An 18,129-nucleotide genomic window follows, 5' to 3' on the forward strand; every position below is an offset into this window, starting at 1 on the left:
CGTGTTCCTACTGTGACTCAAGTGGCCCATTGTTACCGAAGTGACATTTGTGGCTCTTGCACTTGAGCCCTAACAGCCATAGCGAGGAACCACATGACCGTTCGCACATTCGGCGCCGAGGTACTCACCGTGACCGCCGGGGTGTTCATCGCCGCCACAACCTGGCCGGCCGCGGCACACGCCGACCCGGTCGACACCAGCGGCCTCCTGAGTGCGGTCGGGATCGGCAATGGCGGCCCGATCACCCAACTGATCGAGCAAATCGGACAACAGATCTGCCCGTTGCTCGCCAAGCCGGGCAGCAGCCTGGTTTCCAACGCCACGACCGCAAGCGGCTATGGCGGCCTCGCCTCGCAGGTCACCGGGTTTGTGGCGGAACAGGCCATCAAGTCGCAGTGCCCCGCGGCCATGACCCAACTGGCCAACGGCAACTTCGGGCCGATCATGACGCTCATGAGCACCGCCAACCAGGCTTCGGGGACGCTCAACACGCTGAACGGCACGGCGGTGCCGGGACTGTCGTCGGTGCCATCACTCACGTCCTCGGCGGCTGGCGTGCTCAGTCCCTGACCAGGGCTGCGGTCCAGCTCATCGCCGCTAACGGAGCTAGCCCCGCCGTCGATAACGTGGTTAGGTGGCAGTAACTCCCAAAGGCGGAAAACTCGTGACGGTGAAACGACGACGGCTCTTTATCGCGGCGGCAGCGGCAGCGTTGGTGTCGGGCTCGGTGGCGTTCGCCGCCCCGGCGGCCGCAGACTGCCCCAGCGGCACGGTCCCCACCCGATTCCCCGGAGTGTGTACTGCCGGCCAGTCGGGCGGCCAGATCCCCCAGGCCGTCGGCCCGACGGACATCACGACCAACATCCAGCCGAACCAGATCCCCACGATGAACGGGATCCCGTGCAACTTGTGGCACTCGGTCACCTGCTGGGCGATGGCCCAGAACGGCGGCTAGCCCTCAGGCGCGATCAGATCCCGGTAGCGGCGCCATCCTCAGTGTCGACGGCGGCTGGGCCGCAACCTGACCCGGTGTCAGGATGGGGGGATCCGCCCGCCGGCCGCATCCTCGAGTTGCTCGAGGGCGGGCTGCAGCGCTTTGGTGAATTCGTCGATATCGCGGCAGATTTCGGGCGTGGTCGAAACCCCGAAATCCAGCGAGCCGCAATAGCTCAGGCAGGTGATGTTCAGGCCGACGTCGAGCATCAGCGGACCGATGGGCACCAGGGTCTCGACCCGCGCGCCCGCTAGATACAGCGGGAAGTCCGGGCCCGGCACATTGGAGACCACCAGGTTGATGGGTACCACGTGGTCGCCCAGGTGGGCCGCGGAGTAGGCCCGCACCGCCAGCCCCAACAATCCGGGCGGGGTGGTCTCGGTCAGGCCGACCAGCTGATGATCAGACAGGGTCTTGGCCATTTCCTTCGCTCCGCAGGAACTTTCGTAGATCGCCGTGAGTCGCTCGACAGGGTCGGCGATGTCGGTGGCCAGTCGCACGGTCGTCGACGTCATCTGATTTCCGGCGGTAGACGACTCCGTATGCGTCGACACCGGAACCTGAGCGACCAGCGGCCGGTCAGGCAGCTCACCGCGAGCTTGCAGATAATCCCGCAAGGCACCCGAAATGATAGCCAGGACAACATCATTGACTTTCACGTCGAAGGCCTGCTTGACGGCTTTGACCCGGTCGAGCGACAAACTCGCATACGTCACCCGCCGCTGCATGGATAGTTGCGTGTTGAACCGGGTGGTCGGGGCCTCGAAGAAATTCGGCGGTTTATTGGCAACCTTGCGGGCCGCGAGCTGCTGGGTCACGGTCTGCTGCACTACCCGGGCCACCCGGTAGGGGGTCATCACGGCGATATTCACAAGTGCACCCAATGCTCGCCGTTCGATGCCCGGCAAGTGGCCGTTGGCGTCGGGAACCGCGGTGGCCGGTGGCCGCGGTTCGGCGGTGACGTCGAGAAGAATCTCACTGAGCCCCGCGCCAGATACCCCGTCGATGACGGCGTGATGAATCTTGGTCAGGTAGGCGATGCGCCCGCCCGCTAGACCCTCGATGAACCACATCTCCCACAGCGGGCGGTCGCGGGCGAGCTGGAAGGACATCAGCCGGCTGACCAACGCGTCGAGTTCGGGTCGTCCACCCGGCCCGGGAAGGGCGACGTGCCGGAGGTGGTAGTCGATGTCCAACTCGGTGTCTTCGACCAGCCAGGGCCGGTCCAGGCCGTGGCGTGCACCGGCGATGCGGTGGCGCAGGATCGGCAGTTCGGGCAGCCGGCTCACCATCAGCTGACGCACCGCGTCGAAGCTGAAGCCCGGCACCCCGGCGGGATCACAGATTCCCAGCGCACCGATATGCATCGGGCAGGACTGGGTGTCCGCCCACCAGAATGCCGCGTCGAGGCCGGAGAGGCGCCGGACGGCGTCGGTGCTCACCCGCTCGGTGTTACCAGGATCACCGTTCGGCAAACGACCAGTCGAGCCGGGCACCCAGCGTCCGCACACCATTGCGAAACCAGGTCCGGAGGTGACGCGCTGATACGCTGCCAACGGTCACCGGTGCTGAAGATCCCGGTGTGGCGGGGTCCGGCCCGTCTGACGAGGTGGCGTCGGCGGTGACGTTGCGGTGACGTCGAAAAGCGGGCAAGGCAAAGAACTCGGAAATGGGAATCGTGCGAACCGGAGAAATCAAAGCTCTGACCGGTCTTCGCATCGTCGCCGCCATGTGGGTGGTGCTGTTCCATTTTCGCCCGCTGATCTGGGAAGCCTCCCCGCGCCTCAAGGACGACCTAGCGCCGCTGTTCAACGCCGGAGCCCAAGGGGTTGACCTGTTCTTCATCCTCAGCGGCTTCGTGCTGACCTGGAATTATCTCGACCGGATGGGATCGCACTGGTCCGGCCGGGCCACCCTGCATTTCCTGTGGCTGCGGCTGTCCCGGGTGTGGCCGGTGTACCTGGTGACCATGCACATCGCGGCCGCGTGGATCATCTTCACGCTGCACGTCGGCACCGTGCCGTCCCCGGACGTCGAGAAGCTCACCGCCATCAGCTACGTGCGCCAGCTCTTCATGGTGCAGCTGTGGTACGAACCGTTCTTCGACGGCACCAGCTGGGACGGGCCGGCCTGGTCGATCAGCGCGGAATGGCTGGCGTACCTGTTGTTCGGCGGGATCGTCCTGGTGATCTTCCGGATGGCGCGGGTGACTCGGGCGCGCACCCTGCTGCTGCTGGCCTTCGCCGCCGCCCTGCCGCCGACGGTCCTGCTGCTGGCCAGCGGTCACCTCTATACGCCGTGGAGCTGGCTGCCGCGCATCGTGGCGCAGTTCGCGGCCGGCGCGCTGGCCTGCGCGGCAGTGCGGCGTCTGCAACTTGGCAACGGTGCACAGCGCATTGCGGGCGTCGCCGCGATGCTGCTGACCGCCGCGATTGTCGGCATCCTCTACTACTACGACGCGAACCCCGTCGCCGGCATGGTCGACCCCGGTGGGGTGGTTGCCCTGCTGTTCATGCCATTGGTGGTCACGCTGTCGATCGGTGTGGGCAGCCTGCCGGCCCTGCTGTCCACCCGGCTGCTGATCTATGGCGGCAAGATCTCGTTCAGCCTCTACATGGTCCACGAGATCGTGCACACCTCGTGGAATTGGGCGGTGCAGGAGTACCAGATCGACCTGCCCAAGTCGGTGCAGAAGATCGTCGTCGTGGGTCTGATCGCCGCCGCGGTCGCCTTTTCGATGCTGTTGTTCCATGCGGTTGAGGAACCGGCCCGGCGCTGGATGCGCAGAATGGTCGATTTCCGTGACGTCCAGCACGATGTGCACACCGGTCCACCGGCGGCGGAGGGCAGCCGGCTGGCCTCCATCGACCAGGCCCGCGATGCGCGCCCGCCGCAGTCCTCGGCCCGCGCCGGGTAGCGCCCCGGACCCAGCCTTGCTGTGCGCCAACACCTTCCGTGCCTGTAGTCTGCCTTGGTCGGGCGTGAATTCAGTGAGGTGTCGTTGACCCGCAGGGAAGTCCTTGTGCGTGTCACCACGGCGGGTTTATCGGCCGCTGTGGTGTTGGCTGCGATTCTCGGCTATTCGCAGCCGTCGGTCGGTTACGCCTTGGCTAACCGTGGCTCGCAACTCAGCCGCATCGCGGTCATCGGTGACTCGTACACAACCGGCACCGACGAGGGCGGGCAGGGGCCGCAGTCATGGACCTCCCGAGCCTGGCTGTTGTTGGCCAGCCAAGGGGCCAGGGTCGACGCCAACGTGGCGGCTGAGGGCGGCGCCGGCTATGGGATCCGCGGCAACCGGGGCAGCTTGTTCGAGGACCTCACCACCCGCGTTGTGGATCGCGATGACGCCCTGGTGGTGTTCTTCGGGTCCCGCAACGATCAACCCGTCGACATGCAGGCGTATCCCAGGCTGGTCGGCGACACGTTCCAGATCGCGCGGCGGGCGGCCCCCAAGGCAAAGTTCCTGGTGATCGGACCGCCGTGGCCGACAGCTGACCCGCCGCCGGAGGTGTTAGCCCTCCGGGACTCGCTGTGTGCACAGGCCAGGGCTGCGGGCGCGGTCTTCATCGACCCGCTCGCTGAAGGGTGGTTCGTCGGGCGACCAGACCTGATCGGCCCGGACGGCGTCCACCCCACCGATGCCGGACACGCCTACATGGCTGAGAAGATCGCGCCGCTGATTCGCAGCCAGCTGGCTATCCCGCTGTAGGCGGTGGGTCAGCTCAGCGCATGTGCGGTTCCAGCAGGGCGGTCCAGCCCTTGACCAGCTGATCCCATTCGCCCTGGCAGCCGTCGGCCCGGCCCTCCGGGAGCAGCCCCGAGCTGACAATGTCGGCGTTGGCTTCCGGGTTGGATCCATAGATCCAGCAGTCGAAGTTGTAGGCCCGGGCTTGGTCGAGGGTGTGGACGTCGGAGAAGGCTTCCTGTTCCAGGGGGCCGCCTTCCTTACTGAGCACCGAGTATTCGCGGGCGGTGTCCTTGGCGGCCTGCACGAAGTCCTGGTCGACATGTCCGTCGGCGTACGGCGCCAGCAGTTCGTAGGCCGCGAGCTGATCGGCCACATCCTCTTCGCGTCCGGTGACGGGCAGGTCGTAGATGTCGATCGCCATGTGGCCGACCTCGTGGAAGAACGCTCCGATCGCGATCCGCCGTGCGGTCTCCTCGGGTTTGGGGTCGGAGGCGAAGATCCGCTCGCTCTCGGCGATGTCCTCGTAGCACAGCGTCAGCTTCTTGTCGCCGGGGCTCCAGAAGTCGTTGGCCTCTCCGCACTGCGCGCCGACGACGGGGATGTCGTAGGGGAGGACGTACCAATCGCTGACCGACTTGGCAATGTCGTCCACAAAGTGCGTCTTCTCCATGAGATCTCGTCCGGCGATGGCCTCCGGAGTGGTTGCCTCCTCGTAGGTGACGACCATCTGGCCGGATTTGTCTCCGGTCTTGGCTTTCGGTGCGGGATACCCGGCGGCCGACGTTGCCTCGACCGCCGATGCCGTCGGAGGGTCGGCGTTGGTCGACGCCGGTTTAGTGTCGCCGCCGTGTTGCGCGCCGCATCCCACGGCCAGCAACCCGACGGCCACCACCAATGCCCCTGAGCGTGCCATCGCGACCTCCTCTGCGACCCCCACGACGGCGGCCGGACTGACCGCGCAGCATCAGTATGGGATCGTTTCCGTGATGCGCAGACGCTTACGGCTACGGCGTCGCCGGGGTCACCGACCGACAGCGCTCGTGGCGACACTTGCGGTGGTCCTCGCGATGTTTGCTGCCGACCGCCCGACACCACCGTCGCCCTACAACCTGATTACGGGCCCGTTTGCCCGGTTGCTCGCCCAGTCCGTTGATCTGGGGCCGGCCGGCGCCAAACGGGTCCAGCTGACCGCAGAACTGCAGACGCCCACCGAACCGGTGGCATTGAGCAAGTGGGCCACCTCGCACGGAATAGCGGTGCGATGGCGCGCTGGTGACCCGTGGGCGATCCTCGAGGGTGCGCCGCGCGCGATCGCCCGTGCCTTCGACGTCGAGGTGCACGACTATCGGCGCGCCGGCGGACCGGTGTTCTATGCCTCCCCACAGCAGCCCAATGTCCCGCGACAACTGCGTGCGGAAGTTGCGGACCTGGGCCGGATTCTCGGGTACACGCCGCATCACGAAGGCACGCCGCCGACTCCACCGCTCGACGTCCCCAACGGCGGACTGCTGCCGACCGAACTGCTCACCGCCTACAACGTCAGCCCGCTGACCTCCGCCGGATATACCGGCCAAGGCCAGACGGTGGTCGTCTTCACCTTCGACGGCGTCGATCAGCGTGACCTGGACAAATTCTCCGATTGGTTCACGCTGCCGAGGATCAACCTGGACGTGATGGGCGGGATGCCGCCAGAGCGGCGCGGCGAGGCGACGATGGACGTGCAGATGGTCCATGCAATCGCGCCATCGGCCCGGATCGTCCTGGTCAACGCTCGTCCTACCGCCGAAGGTGACGCGGCGTACGTGAAACTCGGGCAGCTGATGGAGGAGGTCGACGGCCGCTACCCCGGCGCGGTGTGGAGCTTCTCGATCGGCTGGGGCTGCGATCGCCTGCTCGCCAGGGCGGACCTGGCGCCGGTGCGCTCGGCGCTGGCCCGCGCGCATCGCAACGGGACCACGGCCTTCGTCGCCAGCGGCGACCTGGCCGGCCTGGAATGCAAAGGCGGCCACGACTGGTCGGATCCGCCCAGCCCCGACGACTACGGCGTCGACGCGATCGCCTCGCTGCCGGAGGTGACCGGCGTCGGCGGCACAACGCTGTCCACCGACTCGGAAGGCCAGTGGCTGGCCGAACAGGGCTGGTACGACGTCCCACTGACCCAGGGAAGCGGTGGCGGCGCATCGGTGCTGTTCGACCGCCCCTCGTGGCAGGACACGTCGGAGCACTCCGGCCCACGGGACAAACGGCTGGTTCCCGATATCGCCGCGGTGGCCGATCCGTTCACCGGCGTCAAATTCGTGTTCAACGGGCAGATATCGGTCGGCGGCGGCACGTCGCAGGCGGCGCCGATCTGGGCCGGGCTGGCGGCAGTGATCAACCAGTTCCTCACCGCCCGCGGTCTGGCGCAACTCGGGGACTTCAACCCGCTGATCTACGAGATCGCCAGCGGGTCGCAGGTGCCGGGATTCCGAGACGTCTACCTCGGGGCCAACGCCGTGACACCCGTCGTGCCCGGCTACGACATGATCACCGGGTTGGGAACCCCCAACGTCGACAACCTGATGAAAGCCATCCTCGTCCTGAAGTCGTTGCGCCGATGACCGACACGGCTGCAGATCGAGAAGATGCGGGATCATTCGCGGGCTATGCCGTACCGGCCGGCAGTTACCGGGCACGCAACGAGCGCGGTCCGGGGTACTTCCTGACCCTGGGCATCTGGGTGGTTGTGCTGGTGACGGCGATGATGGCGCTGAGCGTCGTCGCGACTCGGATCACCCCGGCGCCGATCAAATATCGTTGCCCGCCGGATTGCGGCCGTCCCCCGACCGGACTGCCGGTGGCAACCAACCCGCGCTACTTCGCGCCCGACGGGTCGTTCTCGGTGTCCTACCCGGCGCCCGGTACGGCGTACGACGTCACCATGGAACCCAACGGGGTGCGGGCCGAGTTGACCGTCGGTGACGGGGGGACGTTGCGGTTGTTCAGTGAACCGGCCCAGGGTCGAGATGCCCGTCAGGTGGCCGCGGACCTGTTGGCCAAGATGTTCCCCGACGCGGTGACGGCCTACGAGCTGCCCAACGCGATCCTGGGATACGAACCTGGTTACGGCGAGGTCGCCGACGACTGGCCGAAGGGCACGTCGGCCGATTCAGAGCATCTGCGGATCATCATCGTCGTCGCGGTCAAGAACGACTTGGCGCTGGTCGCCGGTGCGGTCGGGCCATTCCATCAATTCGGACCCGACGACGGACCGGGACCGCCGTCGCCGGCCAACCTCGACATCGCCAAGGACATGGGCAAGTACGTCAACAGCTTCATGTGGCGCGGCGACCCGCCTCGATAGTCGCTAATCCTGAACGGCTTTGGCGACCGCGATGCAGGTCGTCAGCCAGCCGGTGTCGCTTCGCTCTCCCCCTCGCCTGCGGCCGGGCGGTACCCCCAGCCCGCCGGGATCCTGCACAGCCCACATAGCGTTGATCACCATCCGGACCACCACCCAGGCCCGAGCCCGGTCCTCGTCGAACTCGGCCGCGTCGACCAGCGTGTAGAAGCGCCTGCGGATCCCATCACGGATGTCGCCGGCCATCTCGTCAAAGCGGTTCCACAACATCGGCGCGACCTCGTAGTGCGGGTCGCCATTCACCGGTTTGGGGTCGATGACCAGCCAGGGTCGGCGTTGACCCGCGAGCACGTTCTCATAGTGCAGATCGCAGTGGAGAACCCGTGCGGTGGCCGCGGGGTCCGCCGTCAGGTCGGTGTATTGGCTCAGCGCCTGTTCCACCAGTCGGCGCGGGATCGGTGCGCTGCGCGGCAGTTCGGCCAGTTCTGTCATCCAGCGGTCGAGGTAGAACGTGAGCGGTCGCAACTGCGGCAGAGCCGGGAGGTGGATGTGCCGGTACAAGCCGGCGACGACGCGGCAGGCCTCGATGTCGGTGAGACCTGTCAGGTCATCGTCGCCGAGGCGTTCCAGGAGCAGGGCGCGGCGGTGCGGATCAGCGCGCAGGAGGCGGACCGCGCCGTCGCCGCCCCAGCGTCGTAGCGCCAGATGTTCGTGTTCGGATTCGTCGTCGGGAAAGCCGAGCTTGAGCATCGCGGCCACGCCGTCCGGTGTGCGGACCGGCAGCACCAGCGAGCAGTAACCGTGGGCGGTGGGGCCGTCGGGCCGAAGCTGCCACTCGGCGACGACGTCATGGGCCAATCTGGGCAGCGCCTCGACCCACATCGCCCACCGCGACCCGCGGCCGGCCATCGCCCGCACCCCGGCGGGGAGGTCGATCACGTGTCGGGTTCGTCGGGGTGCTCGCTGGGTGGGGGCGGCTTGTTCAGCCAATCCTTCAGCCGAAACAGCTGGCTCGCCACGATTCCGAGGCCGACCAGCAGCAGCCCGACGACGATCCAAATGGTCATCGCAGTCGAGCCTACGCACTGCGGAACGCCGCGGGCGGCCGCCGCCGCCGCTGTGGCACTTCATCGGCGTTGCCGCCTATCCTTGCCCGAGTGTCCGAAGTGTCCCTCGACCAGCTGCGCGCACTGCGTGCCCGCCTCGACGGACTGACCATTCGCGACGCCACCCGGCTGGGCCGGCGGCTGAAGTCGCTGCGCGGGGATGTCTCGGCGGCGACCTTGCGGCAGATCTCCGAGCAGTTCACGGCTGCTGAGGCGCTGATCGCCACCCGCACCGCCGCGGTGCCGGCGATCACCTACCCCGACCTACCGGTCAGCGACCGGCGCGCCGACATCGCCAAAGCCATCACCGAGAATCAGGTGGTGGTCATCGCCGGCGAGACCGGCTCGGGCAAGACCACCCAGCTGCCCAAGATCTGCCTGGAACTCGGCCGCGGAGTGCGCGGGACCATCGGCCACACCCAGCCGCGCCGGCTGGCGGCGCGCACCGTGGCTCAGCGGATCGCCGATGAACTCGGCAGCCCGCTGGGCGACACGATCGGCTATACGGTGCGCTTCACCGACCAGGCCAGCGACCGCACGCTGGTGAAGCTGATGACCGACGGCATTCTGCTCGCCGAGATCCAGCGCGACCGGCGCCTGTTGCGTTACGACACCCTGATCCTCGACGAGGCGCACGAGCGCAGCCTCAACATCGACTTCCTGCTCGGCTACCTGCGCGAGTTGCTGCCCCGCCGGCCGGATCTCAAGGTGATCGTCACCTCGGCGACCATCGAACCGCAGCGGTTCGCCGATCACTTCTACGGTGCGCCGATCGTGGAAGTGTCCGGGCGCACCTACCCGGTGGAGATCCGGTATCGGCCACTGGAAGTGCCAGTAGCCGACGATGATTCGGACGATCCTGACGATCCAGACCACGAGATCGTGCGCACCGAGATCCGCGATCAGACCGAAGCGATCGTCGATGCCGTCCGCGAGTTGGAGTCCGAACCGCCCGGTGACATCCTGGTGTTCCTGTCCGGAGAGCGGGAAATCCGGGACACTGCCGAGGCGTTACGCGATCTGAAAAACACCGAGGTGCTCCCGCTGTACGCGCGGCTGCCCACCGCCGAGCAGCAGAAGGTATTCCAGCCGTCGCGGACTTTGCGGCGAATTGTGTTGGCCACCAACGTAGCCGAGACGTCGCTGACCGTGCCAGGCGTCCGGTACGTGGTCGACCCCGGCACCGCCCGAATCTCGCGGTACAGCCGGCGCACCAAGGTGCAGCGGCTGCCGATCGAACCGATCTCGCAGGCGTCGGCCGCGCAGCGGGCCGGTCGCTCGGGGCGCACCGCACCCGGTGTCTGCATCCGGCTGTACTCCGAAGAGGACTTCGCCGCGCGCCCGCAGTACACCGACCCCGAGATCCTGCGCACCAACCTGGCCGCGGTGATCCTGCAGATGGCCGCGCTACAGCTCGGCGAGATCGAGAGCTTCCCCTTCCTCGATCCGCCTGAGCAGCGCAGCATTCGGGATGGCATCGCGCTCTTGCAGGAATTGGGTGCCTTCGATTCCGCAGGCGCGATCACCGATATCGGCCGCCGGCTCGCGCAGTTGCCGGTCGATCCCCGGCTGGCGCGGATGATCCTGCAGGCCGACACCGAGGGCTGTGTGCGTGAGGTGCTGGTGCTCGCCGCGGCGCTGTCGATCCCCGATCCGAGGGAGCGACCCGCCGACCGCGAGGAGGCCGCCCGGCAGAAGCACGCCCGGTTCGCCGACGAGCATTCGGATTTCGTGTCCTTCCTCAACCTGTGGCGATACCTCGGCGAAGAACGAAAGGCGCGATCCGGCAGCGCCTTCCGGCGGATGTGCCGCGAGGAGTTCCTGCACTATCTGCGAATCCGGGAATGGCAGGACCTGACCGGCCAGCTGCGCAGTATCGCCCGTGATATCGGGATCCGGGAATCCGACGACCCCGAACCAGCCGATCCGGCGCGGGTGCACGCCGCCGTCGTCGCCGGGCTTCTGTCGCATATTGGCCTGCGAGAGGGGGATTCGCGCGACTACACGGGTGCGCGCAATACCAAGTTCGTGCTCGCCCCGGGGTCTGTGCTGACCAAACGGCCCCCACGCTGGATCGTGGTCGCCGACCTGGTGGAGACCAGCCGGTTGTACGGGCGCATCGCGGCACGCGTCGAACCCGAGGTACTCGAGCGGGTCGCCGGACATCTGGTGCAGCGCACCTACAGTGAGCCGCACTGGGATGCCAAGCGCGGCGCGGTGATGGCTTTCGAGCGGGTGACGCTCTACGGGCTCGCGTTGGTGCCGCGCCGGCGGGTGGGATACGCCAGCGTCGACCCGGTGGTGTCCCGGGAACTGTTCATCCGGCACGCGCTGGTGCAGGGGGAGTGGCAGACCCGGCACCACTTCTTCGCCGACAACGCACGGCTGCGCGCTGAGCTCGCCGAACTGGAGGAGCGGGCCCGGCGCCGCGACCTGCTCGTCGGCGATGACGAGATCTATGCCTTCTACGACAACAGGGTTCCGCAGCAGGTGGTCTCAGCGCGGCACTTCGACGGCTGGTGGAAGAAACAACGCCACCAGACCCCGGAGTTGTTGACCTTTACCCGCGACGACCTGCTGCGCGTCGACGACGATGCGGCAGAGCGGCCGGACAACTGGCAGGCCGGCGACCTGTCGTTGCCGCTGACCTACCGGTTCGAGCCCGGCGCCTCCGATGACGGGGTGACCGTGCACATCCCGGTCGGGGTGCTGGCTCGCCTCGGCGGCGACGAGTTCGGCTGGCAGGTACCGGCATTACGTGAGGAATTGGTGACCGCGTTGATCAGGTCACTGCCGAAAGACCTGCGCCGCAACTTCGTTCCAGCGCCCGACACCGCGCGGGTGGTGCTCGCCGACATCAACGCGGGCCACGAACCGCTACTGGAAGCGCTGCAACGCGAATTACACCGGCGCACCGGCGTTCTGGTACCGATCACCGCGTTCGATCTGGACAAGATCCCCGCTCATCTGCGGGTGACCTTCGCCGTCGAAACGGTCGACGGCACCGAGGTGGCCCGCGGCAAGGACCTCGAGGCGCTGCAGCGCCAGCTCGCCGGCTCGGCCCGCCAGGCAGTGGCCGATGCGGTGGCCAGCGACCTGGAACGAACTGGACTCCGAACCTGGCCCGACGACCTGGACCGGTTGCCGGACAGCGTCGAGTCAACCGTCGGCGGCCATCTTGTGCGGGGTTACCCGGCTCTGGTCGATGCCGGCGCGGGAGTGGCCGTCCGGGTGTTCGCCACTGCGGCCGAACGCGATGCGGCGATGAGAGCCGGCACCAGACGCCTGCTCCGGTTGGCGATACCGTCCCCGGTGAAAGCGTTGGAGAAGGCGCTGGATCCGCGCACCCGCCTGGTCTTGGGGGCCAACCCGGACGGGTCGCTGGCCGCGCTACTCGAAGACTGCGCCGATGCGGCCGTAGACGTGCTGGCGGCCCAGCCGGTCTGGACCAGAACAGATTTCGCGTCGTTACGCGACCGGGTGGCTGCGGCGCTGCCCGTGACCACCCGGGACATTGTGGCCCGCGTGCAAAAGGTGCTGACCGCCCTACAGGAGGTGGAGCTTGCGCTGCCGGACAAGCCGGCTGCGGCGCAGGCCGACGCGATTGCCGATATCCGCTCGCAACTGGGAAGTTTGGTCGCCAGCAACTTCGTCACCGAGACGGGCGCCGCGCGTCTGGGCGACCTGACTCGGTACCTGACCGCCATCGGCCGTCGCCTTGACCGGCTGGCGCAGGCCCCGCAGGCCGACCGCGAACGGATGCAACGCGTGCACACCGTCGAAGACGCCTACACCGAGCTGCTGCAGGCGCTGTCGCCCACCCGCGCCGCCGCAGCCGATGTCCGCGACATTGCTTGGCAGATCGAAGAATTCCGGGTCAGCCTGTGGGCCCAGCAGTTGGGCACCCCCCGGCCGGTCAGCGAACAGCGCATCTACCGCGCTATCGACGCCGTCCTGGCGTGACGGTGCGCACATGCAAGAGGGGCACCCGAATCGGGTGCCCCTCTGTTGGAGTCCGTTGAGGATCAACGACTTCCATGCACAGTGGTGTCAACGTGCGGCGCTGTCGCCACCGGGCCGATGTTGTTGACCCAGTCGTTGTGACCGAGGTCGGCCTGAGCGGTCCCAGCGAAGCCCAGAACGGCGGCGGTCATGGCGCCTGCGATGGCAGCGGTGACGGTGTACTTCTTCATGTCTATTCCCTCTTCCTCAACGGCCGGAGTCGATTTCCGCGCCGCTGACAGTCCCAACGCCGCCAGGGGGCGCAGTAATTCCGCTGGCAGCAGATGATCGTCGGTTGGCAGGAATTGACCCATGTCCACCAATTGGGGGACATCGGATTCCCTCCGACTATCCACCGGCTGCCCGACAGACATCGGCGCCCGGATGCGAGACCGTTTACGCACTGACGAAATGCGAAAGCCGACTAGAGACAAGTCGAAGACGACAACGAGGATATGACTGACATGACCACCATGACCTGGATGAAGAGGCTGGCCGCCGGTAGCGCACTGGCCGCGGGTTCCGCACTGTTCGCCTTTGGTTCGGCTACCGACGCCCTCGCCGAGAGCGGCTCGTTCAACAGCGGCCCAGGTGTGAATCAGCCCGGCCACCACCAGACCTTCCCCGGCCAACACAACGTTCCGGTCCCGGGATCGACCGCGCACCACCATCACCAGTGGCACCGCGCCGGGTAGGCGCCCAAACCCCCCCAGCCTCGGGCGGAGAAGCGTCATGCTTCTCCGCCCGACGGTTTTCCTCAGGTCCGGCTCCTAGCATTGGGCGATGCCCACACCCGTGAGGAAGCCCATCGACCTGGTCCTTGCCGGTGGCGGGGTGAAGGGTATCGGTCTGGCCGGCGCCGTGGTCAAGCTGATGGAGGCCGGCTACCGGGCCCACCGCATCGCCGGCTCGTCGGCCGGCTCGATCGTCGGGTCGATCGTGGCCGCGGCCGCCAAGAACGACCGGTTGACCCCGGCAGACGTCCGGGACCTGACGCTGAGCATCGACTATCGCAAGTTCCTCGACCCCGGCCCCGTCGAGCGTCTCCCGCTGCTCGGGCCATCCTGGGCGATCCTGCAGGGCTCCGGTATCTACCAGGGTGATTACGCCCACAATTTCATCGCAGACCAGCTGCGCGAGCTGGGTGTCACCACGTTCGGTGACCTCCGGCTCGACGACGACCAGCTGCCGGAGGAACGTCGCTACCGGCTCGTGCTGACTGTCGCCGATGTCACAACTGGTCAGCTGGTCAGGCTGCCCTGGGATTATCGACGGCTTTATGGGCTGGACCCCGACGAGCAGCCGGTCGCCGATGCGGTGCGCGCCTCGATGTCGATTCCGTTCTTCTTCCGCCCGGTCAAGATCACCAGCGCGACGGGCCGCGAATCGACGCTTGTCGATGGCGGGCTGCTGTCGAACTACCCGATCGACTCGTTGGATCGCTCCGACGGCAAGAAGCCACGATGGCCGACCCTCGGCGTGACGCTGCTGCCCGACCTCCCTCAGAACAACAACAAGGTGATCCCCGCACTGGCCCCACTGCGGCACTTCGGCGGTCCCAGCCTGCTCGAGCACGTGATCACCACGATCTTGGTCGGCCGTGACCAGGCCTACCTGAACCTGCCGTGGGTGAGCTGCCGGACCATCCGAGTGGATTCGACGAAGGTCGGTGTGCTGGATTTCCACATCAGCCAACGGGAGATCGACGCGTTGTATGACGAGGGCTACAACGCGGCCACGTCGTTCCTGTCGACCTTCGACGAGCGGGAATGTCTCGAACGGTTCCGCTGACCGACCTAGGTTCTTGCGGCGGTGGGGATCTGGCGGCAGGCATCCAGCAGTGCGCCGAAGCGGCAGGTTGATTCCCCTGCACAGTCCCGAATACCACAGTGTTAGGACGGCGGGGATCTCGTCGTAGATGCCCTGCGGTACCAGCTGATTCATCACCTCGTCGGTGAGAATTGTTGGCATGTCGTCCCCGACCGGCATCCCCCGATCGGTGGACATCGGATTCATCCCGGCTATGGCCTGGTCGCCCGACAGACATCAGGGCTTGGGTGCGTGATCGTTAGATCACCGTCGGCAAACCGGCGAAAGCACGAAGAGAACGAGCACCACCATGACCATCACGACAACTACCACCGCATCAACCACGATCTGGTTCAAGCGCATTGCCGCAGGCGCAATCCTGGCCACCGGCTCCGCGCTGGTCGCGTTGGGAGCCGCACCGCTCGGCTACGCCGACACCGCCGGACCCGGCATGAGCCACCCCACACCGCACCCGGCGTTCCCGCACCAGAGCAACCAGCCGGTCCCCGGCTCCTCGATCCATCACCACCACCAGTGGAATCGCCATCGCGGCTGACGAGCCGGGCGTACCACGGAAACCGTTCGGGTGCGAGAAGTTCTCAGCACTTCTCGCACCCGAACGTTTCGTTATGCGTAGTCCTTAGACCGGTAGGCCATCGGCCACGCGTGTCCCGCCCTCGGCGCTCGCATCGTCGAGCACGAATTCGGCGACCCGGGACCGGTGCTGTTCGGCGGTGCCCAGCAGTGCGGCATCGGTGGTGGCGCGCTTGAAATACAGATGCGCCTGGTGTTCCCAGGTGAAGCCGATACCGCCGTGCACCTGAATGGTGTCGGCAGCGATGTGGCTCAGCGCCGCCGATGCGGTGGCCTGGGCGATGCTGACGGCAAGAGCCGGGTCGTCGGAGCCGTCGGACAGCGCCCACACCGCGTGGTAAGCGGCGGAACGGGCGTGCTCGAGGTCGACTAGCATGTCGGCCAGCTTGTGCTTGATCGCCTGGAACGAGCCGATCTGCCGGCCGAACTGCAGCCGGGACTTCGCGTATTCGACGGCCAGGTCCAGCAGATGCTGTGCGGCACCGACCTGTTCGACGGCCAGCAGGGCCGAACCCACCTGCAGCGCGTGCGTGATCACCCGGTCGGCCTCCTCAGGGCCGGCAAGCAGCCGGGCCGGGGAGTCGGCGAAGGTGATCGTGGCCTGTGGGCGGGTCAGGTCCAGCGTCATCAGTGTCGTGCGCTGGGTGTCCTTGGCGTCCACCGCGTAGAGCCCGATGCCGTCGGAACTCGTTGCCGCGACCAGGATTTCGTCAGCCGCAGCACCGTCGACCACCCGCTGGACCGTTCCGGACACCGTGTTGCCGTTGGCTGTCACCGTGACCGCGGACGGGTCGAACGCGCCGGCCTTATCGGCGACGGCGAACGCCGCGGTGCGCGTGCCCTCGACCAGCTGTGCCAGCAACTCGTCGCGCGCCGGACCGCCGGGGCTGGCGACCAGAGCGGGCACCGCCAGGTAGACGGTCCCGAACAGCGGCCCGCATGCCAGGGTGGCGCCGAACTGCTCCACCGCGACGGCCTGGTCGACCAGCGAGCCGCCGACACCGCCGTCGGCCTCGGGCACCGACAACCCGAGCACGCCGAGCTCAGCGCCGAGCCGGTTCCACACCTTGGTGTCGAAGGGCACCTCGGACTCCATCAACCGGCGCACGGTCGCTTCGTCGAAGTTATCGGCACAGAACTTGCGCACCGCGGCACGCAGATCCTGCTGCTCCTCGGTGAACCTGAACTCACTAGCCACGGGGGATCTCCTTCCACGGCATACCGGCATCGGCACGCAGGTCACCGGGCAGGCCCAGCACCCGCTCGCCGAGGATGTTGCGCATCACTTCGGTGGTGCCGCCCTCGATGGTGTTGGCGCGGCTGCGCAGGAAGCGCTGCTGGATCGGCCCGCGCCAGTCACCTGCGTCACCGGCGCCATCGGCCAACGCGTAGCTGTCGTACAGAATCCCTTCGGGCCCAAGCAGATCCATGCACCATTCGTAGATGTGCTGGTTCAGCAAGGCGCCGACGAGCTTGCCGACCGAGGCCTCCGGGCCCGGCCCGCCTGCGGTCGCCGAGGCGCGGGAGCGCTCCGAGGTGAGGCGTTGGGCTTCCGAGCGCAACCACAACTGCGCCAACCGGTCCCGCAGCACGGGGGTGTGTAGGTCGGGACGAGAGGCCCACAGCGTCACCGCGTCCTTGATGGTGCCGCTGCCGCGGCGGCTGCCACTGGCGCCCAGGGCGCTACGCTCGTTCATCAGGGTGGTCATCGCCACGCCCCAGCCGTTGCCGACCGCGCCGAGGCGATGGCTGTCGGGGATGCGGGCGTCGGTGATGTAGACCTCGTTGAACTCGGCCTGTCCGGTCATCTGGCGCAGTGGGCGAGTCTCCACTCCGGGGGCGTGCATGTCGAGCACGAAGTAGGTCAGGCCCTTGTGCTTGGCGATATCGGGGTTGGTGCGCGCCAGCAGCAGACCCCAGCGGGCCCGGTGCGCCAGGCTGGTCCACACCTTCTGGCCGTTGATCACCCACTCGTCGCCGTCGGGCACCGCGGTGGTGGCCAGACCCGCCAGATCGGAGCCGGCGCCGGGTTCGGAGAACAGCTGACACCAGATGTCCTCGGTGGTGGCCAGCGGCCGCAGGAGTGCCTTCTTCAGGTCGTCGGACTGGGCGTGCTCACGAACCGTGGGGGCGGCCATGCCGTAGCCCATCGGGTTGAGGCCCAGTGGCACCGGGCCGCCGGCACCCTGCAAGATCCGATCAGCGACGGCCTGTACTCCACGCGACAGCCCGAGGCCGCCGAAGCCCTCGGGAAAGTGCACCCAGGACAGGCCGGCGTCGTAACAGGCGCCGAGGAATTCTGGAATCGGGACTTTCTTCGGGTCGTGGTCGGCCACGACCCGCCGGGCCAGGTCTTCGACCCGCTCAGCATCAGCGACGGTGCTCATTCCGACACGATAAGGAACCGCATGTCGTCGGTTGTTGGCAGGTGTCAAGTTTTGGTCCGGCGGTCGGGATCGAGTCCGCGGTGAGAGCAGACGCGACGCCGGGGTTGCAGAGTCAGATTCAGTCGCGCGCGAGTTCTGCGACCCGCGGATCGACCCGCCAGAATCCACTCTGAGGTGACGGCAGAATCGATGCGAAACGTCGGCCG

General features: G+C 67.1%; 17 protein-coding genes. 10 read left to right on the plus strand and 7 right to left on the minus strand.

Features of this window, described 5'->3' with window-relative positions:
- The first annotated feature begins 93 nt into the window (after nucleotides 1-93).
- Both G6N38_RS11725 and G6N38_RS11730 read left to right on the plus strand, forming a co-directional pair.
- On the plus strand, nucleotides 94-570 hold the full coding sequence (locus G6N38_RS11725; protein WP_163747678.1) for a DUF732 domain-containing protein: 477 nt from the start codon (nucleotides 94-96) through the stop codon (nucleotides 568-570).
- Nucleotides 571-634: 64 nt separating this feature from the next.
- Nucleotides 635-955 (plus strand): hypothetical protein, encoded by a 321-nt coding sequence (locus G6N38_RS11730; RefSeq protein ID WP_163747679.1) that lies wholly within the window; start codon nucleotides 635-637, stop codon nucleotides 953-955.
- Nucleotides 956-1,032: 77 nt separating this feature from the next.
- Here the strand turns inward: G6N38_RS11730 and G6N38_RS11735 are convergent, their stop codons facing one another.
- Complete coding sequence (locus tag G6N38_RS11735; protein WP_246228000.1) at nucleotides 1,033-2,361, minus strand: WS/DGAT/MGAT family O-acyltransferase; 1,329 nt, start codon at nucleotides 2,359-2,361, stop codon at nucleotides 1,033-1,035.
- A gap of 302 nt (nucleotides 2,362-2,663) precedes the next feature.
- On the opposite strand from G6N38_RS11735, the gene G6N38_RS11740 reads away from it, so the two are divergent.
- Together G6N38_RS11740 and G6N38_RS11745 are read left to right on the plus strand one after the other, a co-directional pair.
- A complete protein-coding gene (locus tag G6N38_RS11740; protein ID WP_163747681.1) occupies nucleotides 2,664-3,911 on the plus strand; it encodes an acyltransferase family protein in 1,248 nt (415 codons plus the stop codon).
- Nucleotides 3,912-4,016: 105 nt separating this feature from the next.
- The gene (locus G6N38_RS11745; RefSeq protein ID WP_163747682.1) at nucleotides 4,017-4,706 is read left to right on the plus strand and encodes an Rv0518 family GDSL lipase; all 690 of its coding nucleotides are present in this window, start codon (nucleotides 4,017-4,019) and stop codon (nucleotides 4,704-4,706) included.
- Nucleotides 4,707-4,719: 13 nt separating this feature from the next.
- On the opposite strand, the gene G6N38_RS11750 is transcribed toward G6N38_RS11745, so the two are convergent.
- Nucleotides 4,720-5,598 carry a DUF4344 domain-containing metallopeptidase gene (locus tag G6N38_RS11750; protein WP_163747683.1) on the minus strand — a complete coding sequence of 293 codons (879 nt, stop codon included), beginning with the start codon at nucleotides 5,596-5,598 and terminating at the stop codon, nucleotides 4,720-4,722.
- A 73-nt stretch (nucleotides 5,599-5,671) separates the two neighbouring features.
- On the opposite strand from G6N38_RS11750, the gene G6N38_RS11755 reads away from it, so the two are divergent.
- Nucleotides 5,672-7,285, plus strand: coding sequence for a S53 family peptidase (locus G6N38_RS11755; RefSeq protein WP_163747684.1), 1,614 nt, complete (start codon nucleotides 5,672-5,674; stop codon nucleotides 7,283-7,285).
- Nucleotides 7,282-8,028, plus strand: a complete 747-nt coding sequence (locus tag G6N38_RS11760; RefSeq protein ID WP_163747685.1) for a hypothetical protein — start codon at nucleotides 7,282-7,284, stop codon at nucleotides 8,026-8,028. Before G6N38_RS11755 ends, G6N38_RS11760 begins: the two co-directional genes overlap by 4 nt.
- Before the next feature lie 3 nt (nucleotides 8,029-8,031).
- Here G6N38_RS11760 and G6N38_RS11765 read toward each other — a convergent pair whose 3' ends face one another.
- Together G6N38_RS11765 and G6N38_RS31005 are read right to left on the minus strand one after the other, a co-directional pair.
- A complete protein-coding gene (locus G6N38_RS11765) occupies nucleotides 8,032-8,964 on the minus strand; it encodes an aminoglycoside phosphotransferase family protein (RefSeq protein WP_163747686.1) in 933 nt (310 codons plus the stop codon).
- On the minus strand, nucleotides 8,961-9,092 hold the full coding sequence (locus G6N38_RS31005; protein WP_281357907.1) for a hypothetical protein: 132 nt from the start codon (nucleotides 9,090-9,092) through the stop codon (nucleotides 8,961-8,963). The genes G6N38_RS11765 and G6N38_RS31005 overlap by 4 nt, the downstream gene beginning before the upstream one ends.
- Before the next feature lie 99 nt (nucleotides 9,093-9,191).
- Between G6N38_RS31005 and hrpA the strand changes: the two genes are divergently transcribed.
- Nucleotides 9,192-13,094 carry an ATP-dependent RNA helicase HrpA gene (gene hrpA / locus G6N38_RS11770; protein WP_407662985.1) on the plus strand — a complete coding sequence of 1,301 codons (3,903 nt, stop codon included), beginning with the start codon at nucleotides 9,192-9,194 and terminating at the stop codon, nucleotides 13,092-13,094.
- Between the two features lie 62 nt (nucleotides 13,095-13,156).
- Here the strand turns inward: hrpA and G6N38_RS11775 are convergent, their stop codons facing one another.
- Entirely contained in the window at nucleotides 13,157-13,447 is a 291-nt protein-coding gene (locus G6N38_RS11775) for a hypothetical protein (protein WP_163745676.1), read from the minus strand.
- Nucleotides 13,448-13,597: 150 nt separating this feature from the next.
- Here G6N38_RS11775 and G6N38_RS11780 point away from each other — a divergent pair, with 150 nt between their 5' ends.
- The 3 genes from G6N38_RS11780 to G6N38_RS11790 all read left to right on the plus strand — a co-directional run bounded on the left by G6N38_RS11780 (nucleotide 13,598) and on the right by G6N38_RS11790 (nucleotide 15,498).
- Nucleotides 13,598-13,828 (plus strand): hypothetical protein, encoded by a 231-nt coding sequence (locus G6N38_RS11780; RefSeq protein ID WP_322790568.1) that lies wholly within the window; start codon nucleotides 13,598-13,600, stop codon nucleotides 13,826-13,828.
- Between the two features lie 88 nt (nucleotides 13,829-13,916).
- Nucleotides 13,917-14,924 (plus strand): patatin-like phospholipase family protein, encoded by a 1,008-nt coding sequence (locus G6N38_RS11785; protein WP_163747688.1) that lies wholly within the window; start codon nucleotides 13,917-13,919, stop codon nucleotides 14,922-14,924.
- A gap of 328 nt (nucleotides 14,925-15,252) precedes the next feature.
- Nucleotides 15,253-15,498, plus strand: coding sequence for a hypothetical protein (locus G6N38_RS11790; RefSeq protein WP_163747689.1), 246 nt, complete (start codon nucleotides 15,253-15,255; stop codon nucleotides 15,496-15,498).
- A gap of 84 nt (nucleotides 15,499-15,582) precedes the next feature.
- On the opposite strand, the gene G6N38_RS11795 is transcribed toward G6N38_RS11790, so the two are convergent.
- Both G6N38_RS11795 and G6N38_RS11800 read right to left on the minus strand, forming a co-directional pair.
- Nucleotides 15,583-16,764 carry an acyl-CoA dehydrogenase family protein gene (locus G6N38_RS11795; RefSeq protein ID WP_179968511.1) on the minus strand — a complete coding sequence of 394 codons (1,182 nt, stop codon included), beginning with the start codon at nucleotides 16,762-16,764 and terminating at the stop codon, nucleotides 15,583-15,585.
- Nucleotides 16,727-17,923, minus strand: a complete 1,197-nt coding sequence (locus G6N38_RS11800) for an acyl-CoA dehydrogenase family protein (protein ID WP_163747691.1) — start codon at nucleotides 17,921-17,923, stop codon at nucleotides 16,727-16,729. The genes G6N38_RS11795 and G6N38_RS11800 overlap by 38 nt, the downstream gene beginning before the upstream one ends.
- Nucleotides 17,924-18,129: the final 206 nt, after the last annotated feature.

It is taken from the genome of Mycolicibacterium helvum (assembly GCF_010731895.1).
Lineage (GTDB): Bacteria > Actinomycetota > Actinomycetes > Mycobacteriales > Mycobacteriaceae > Mycobacterium > Mycobacterium helvum.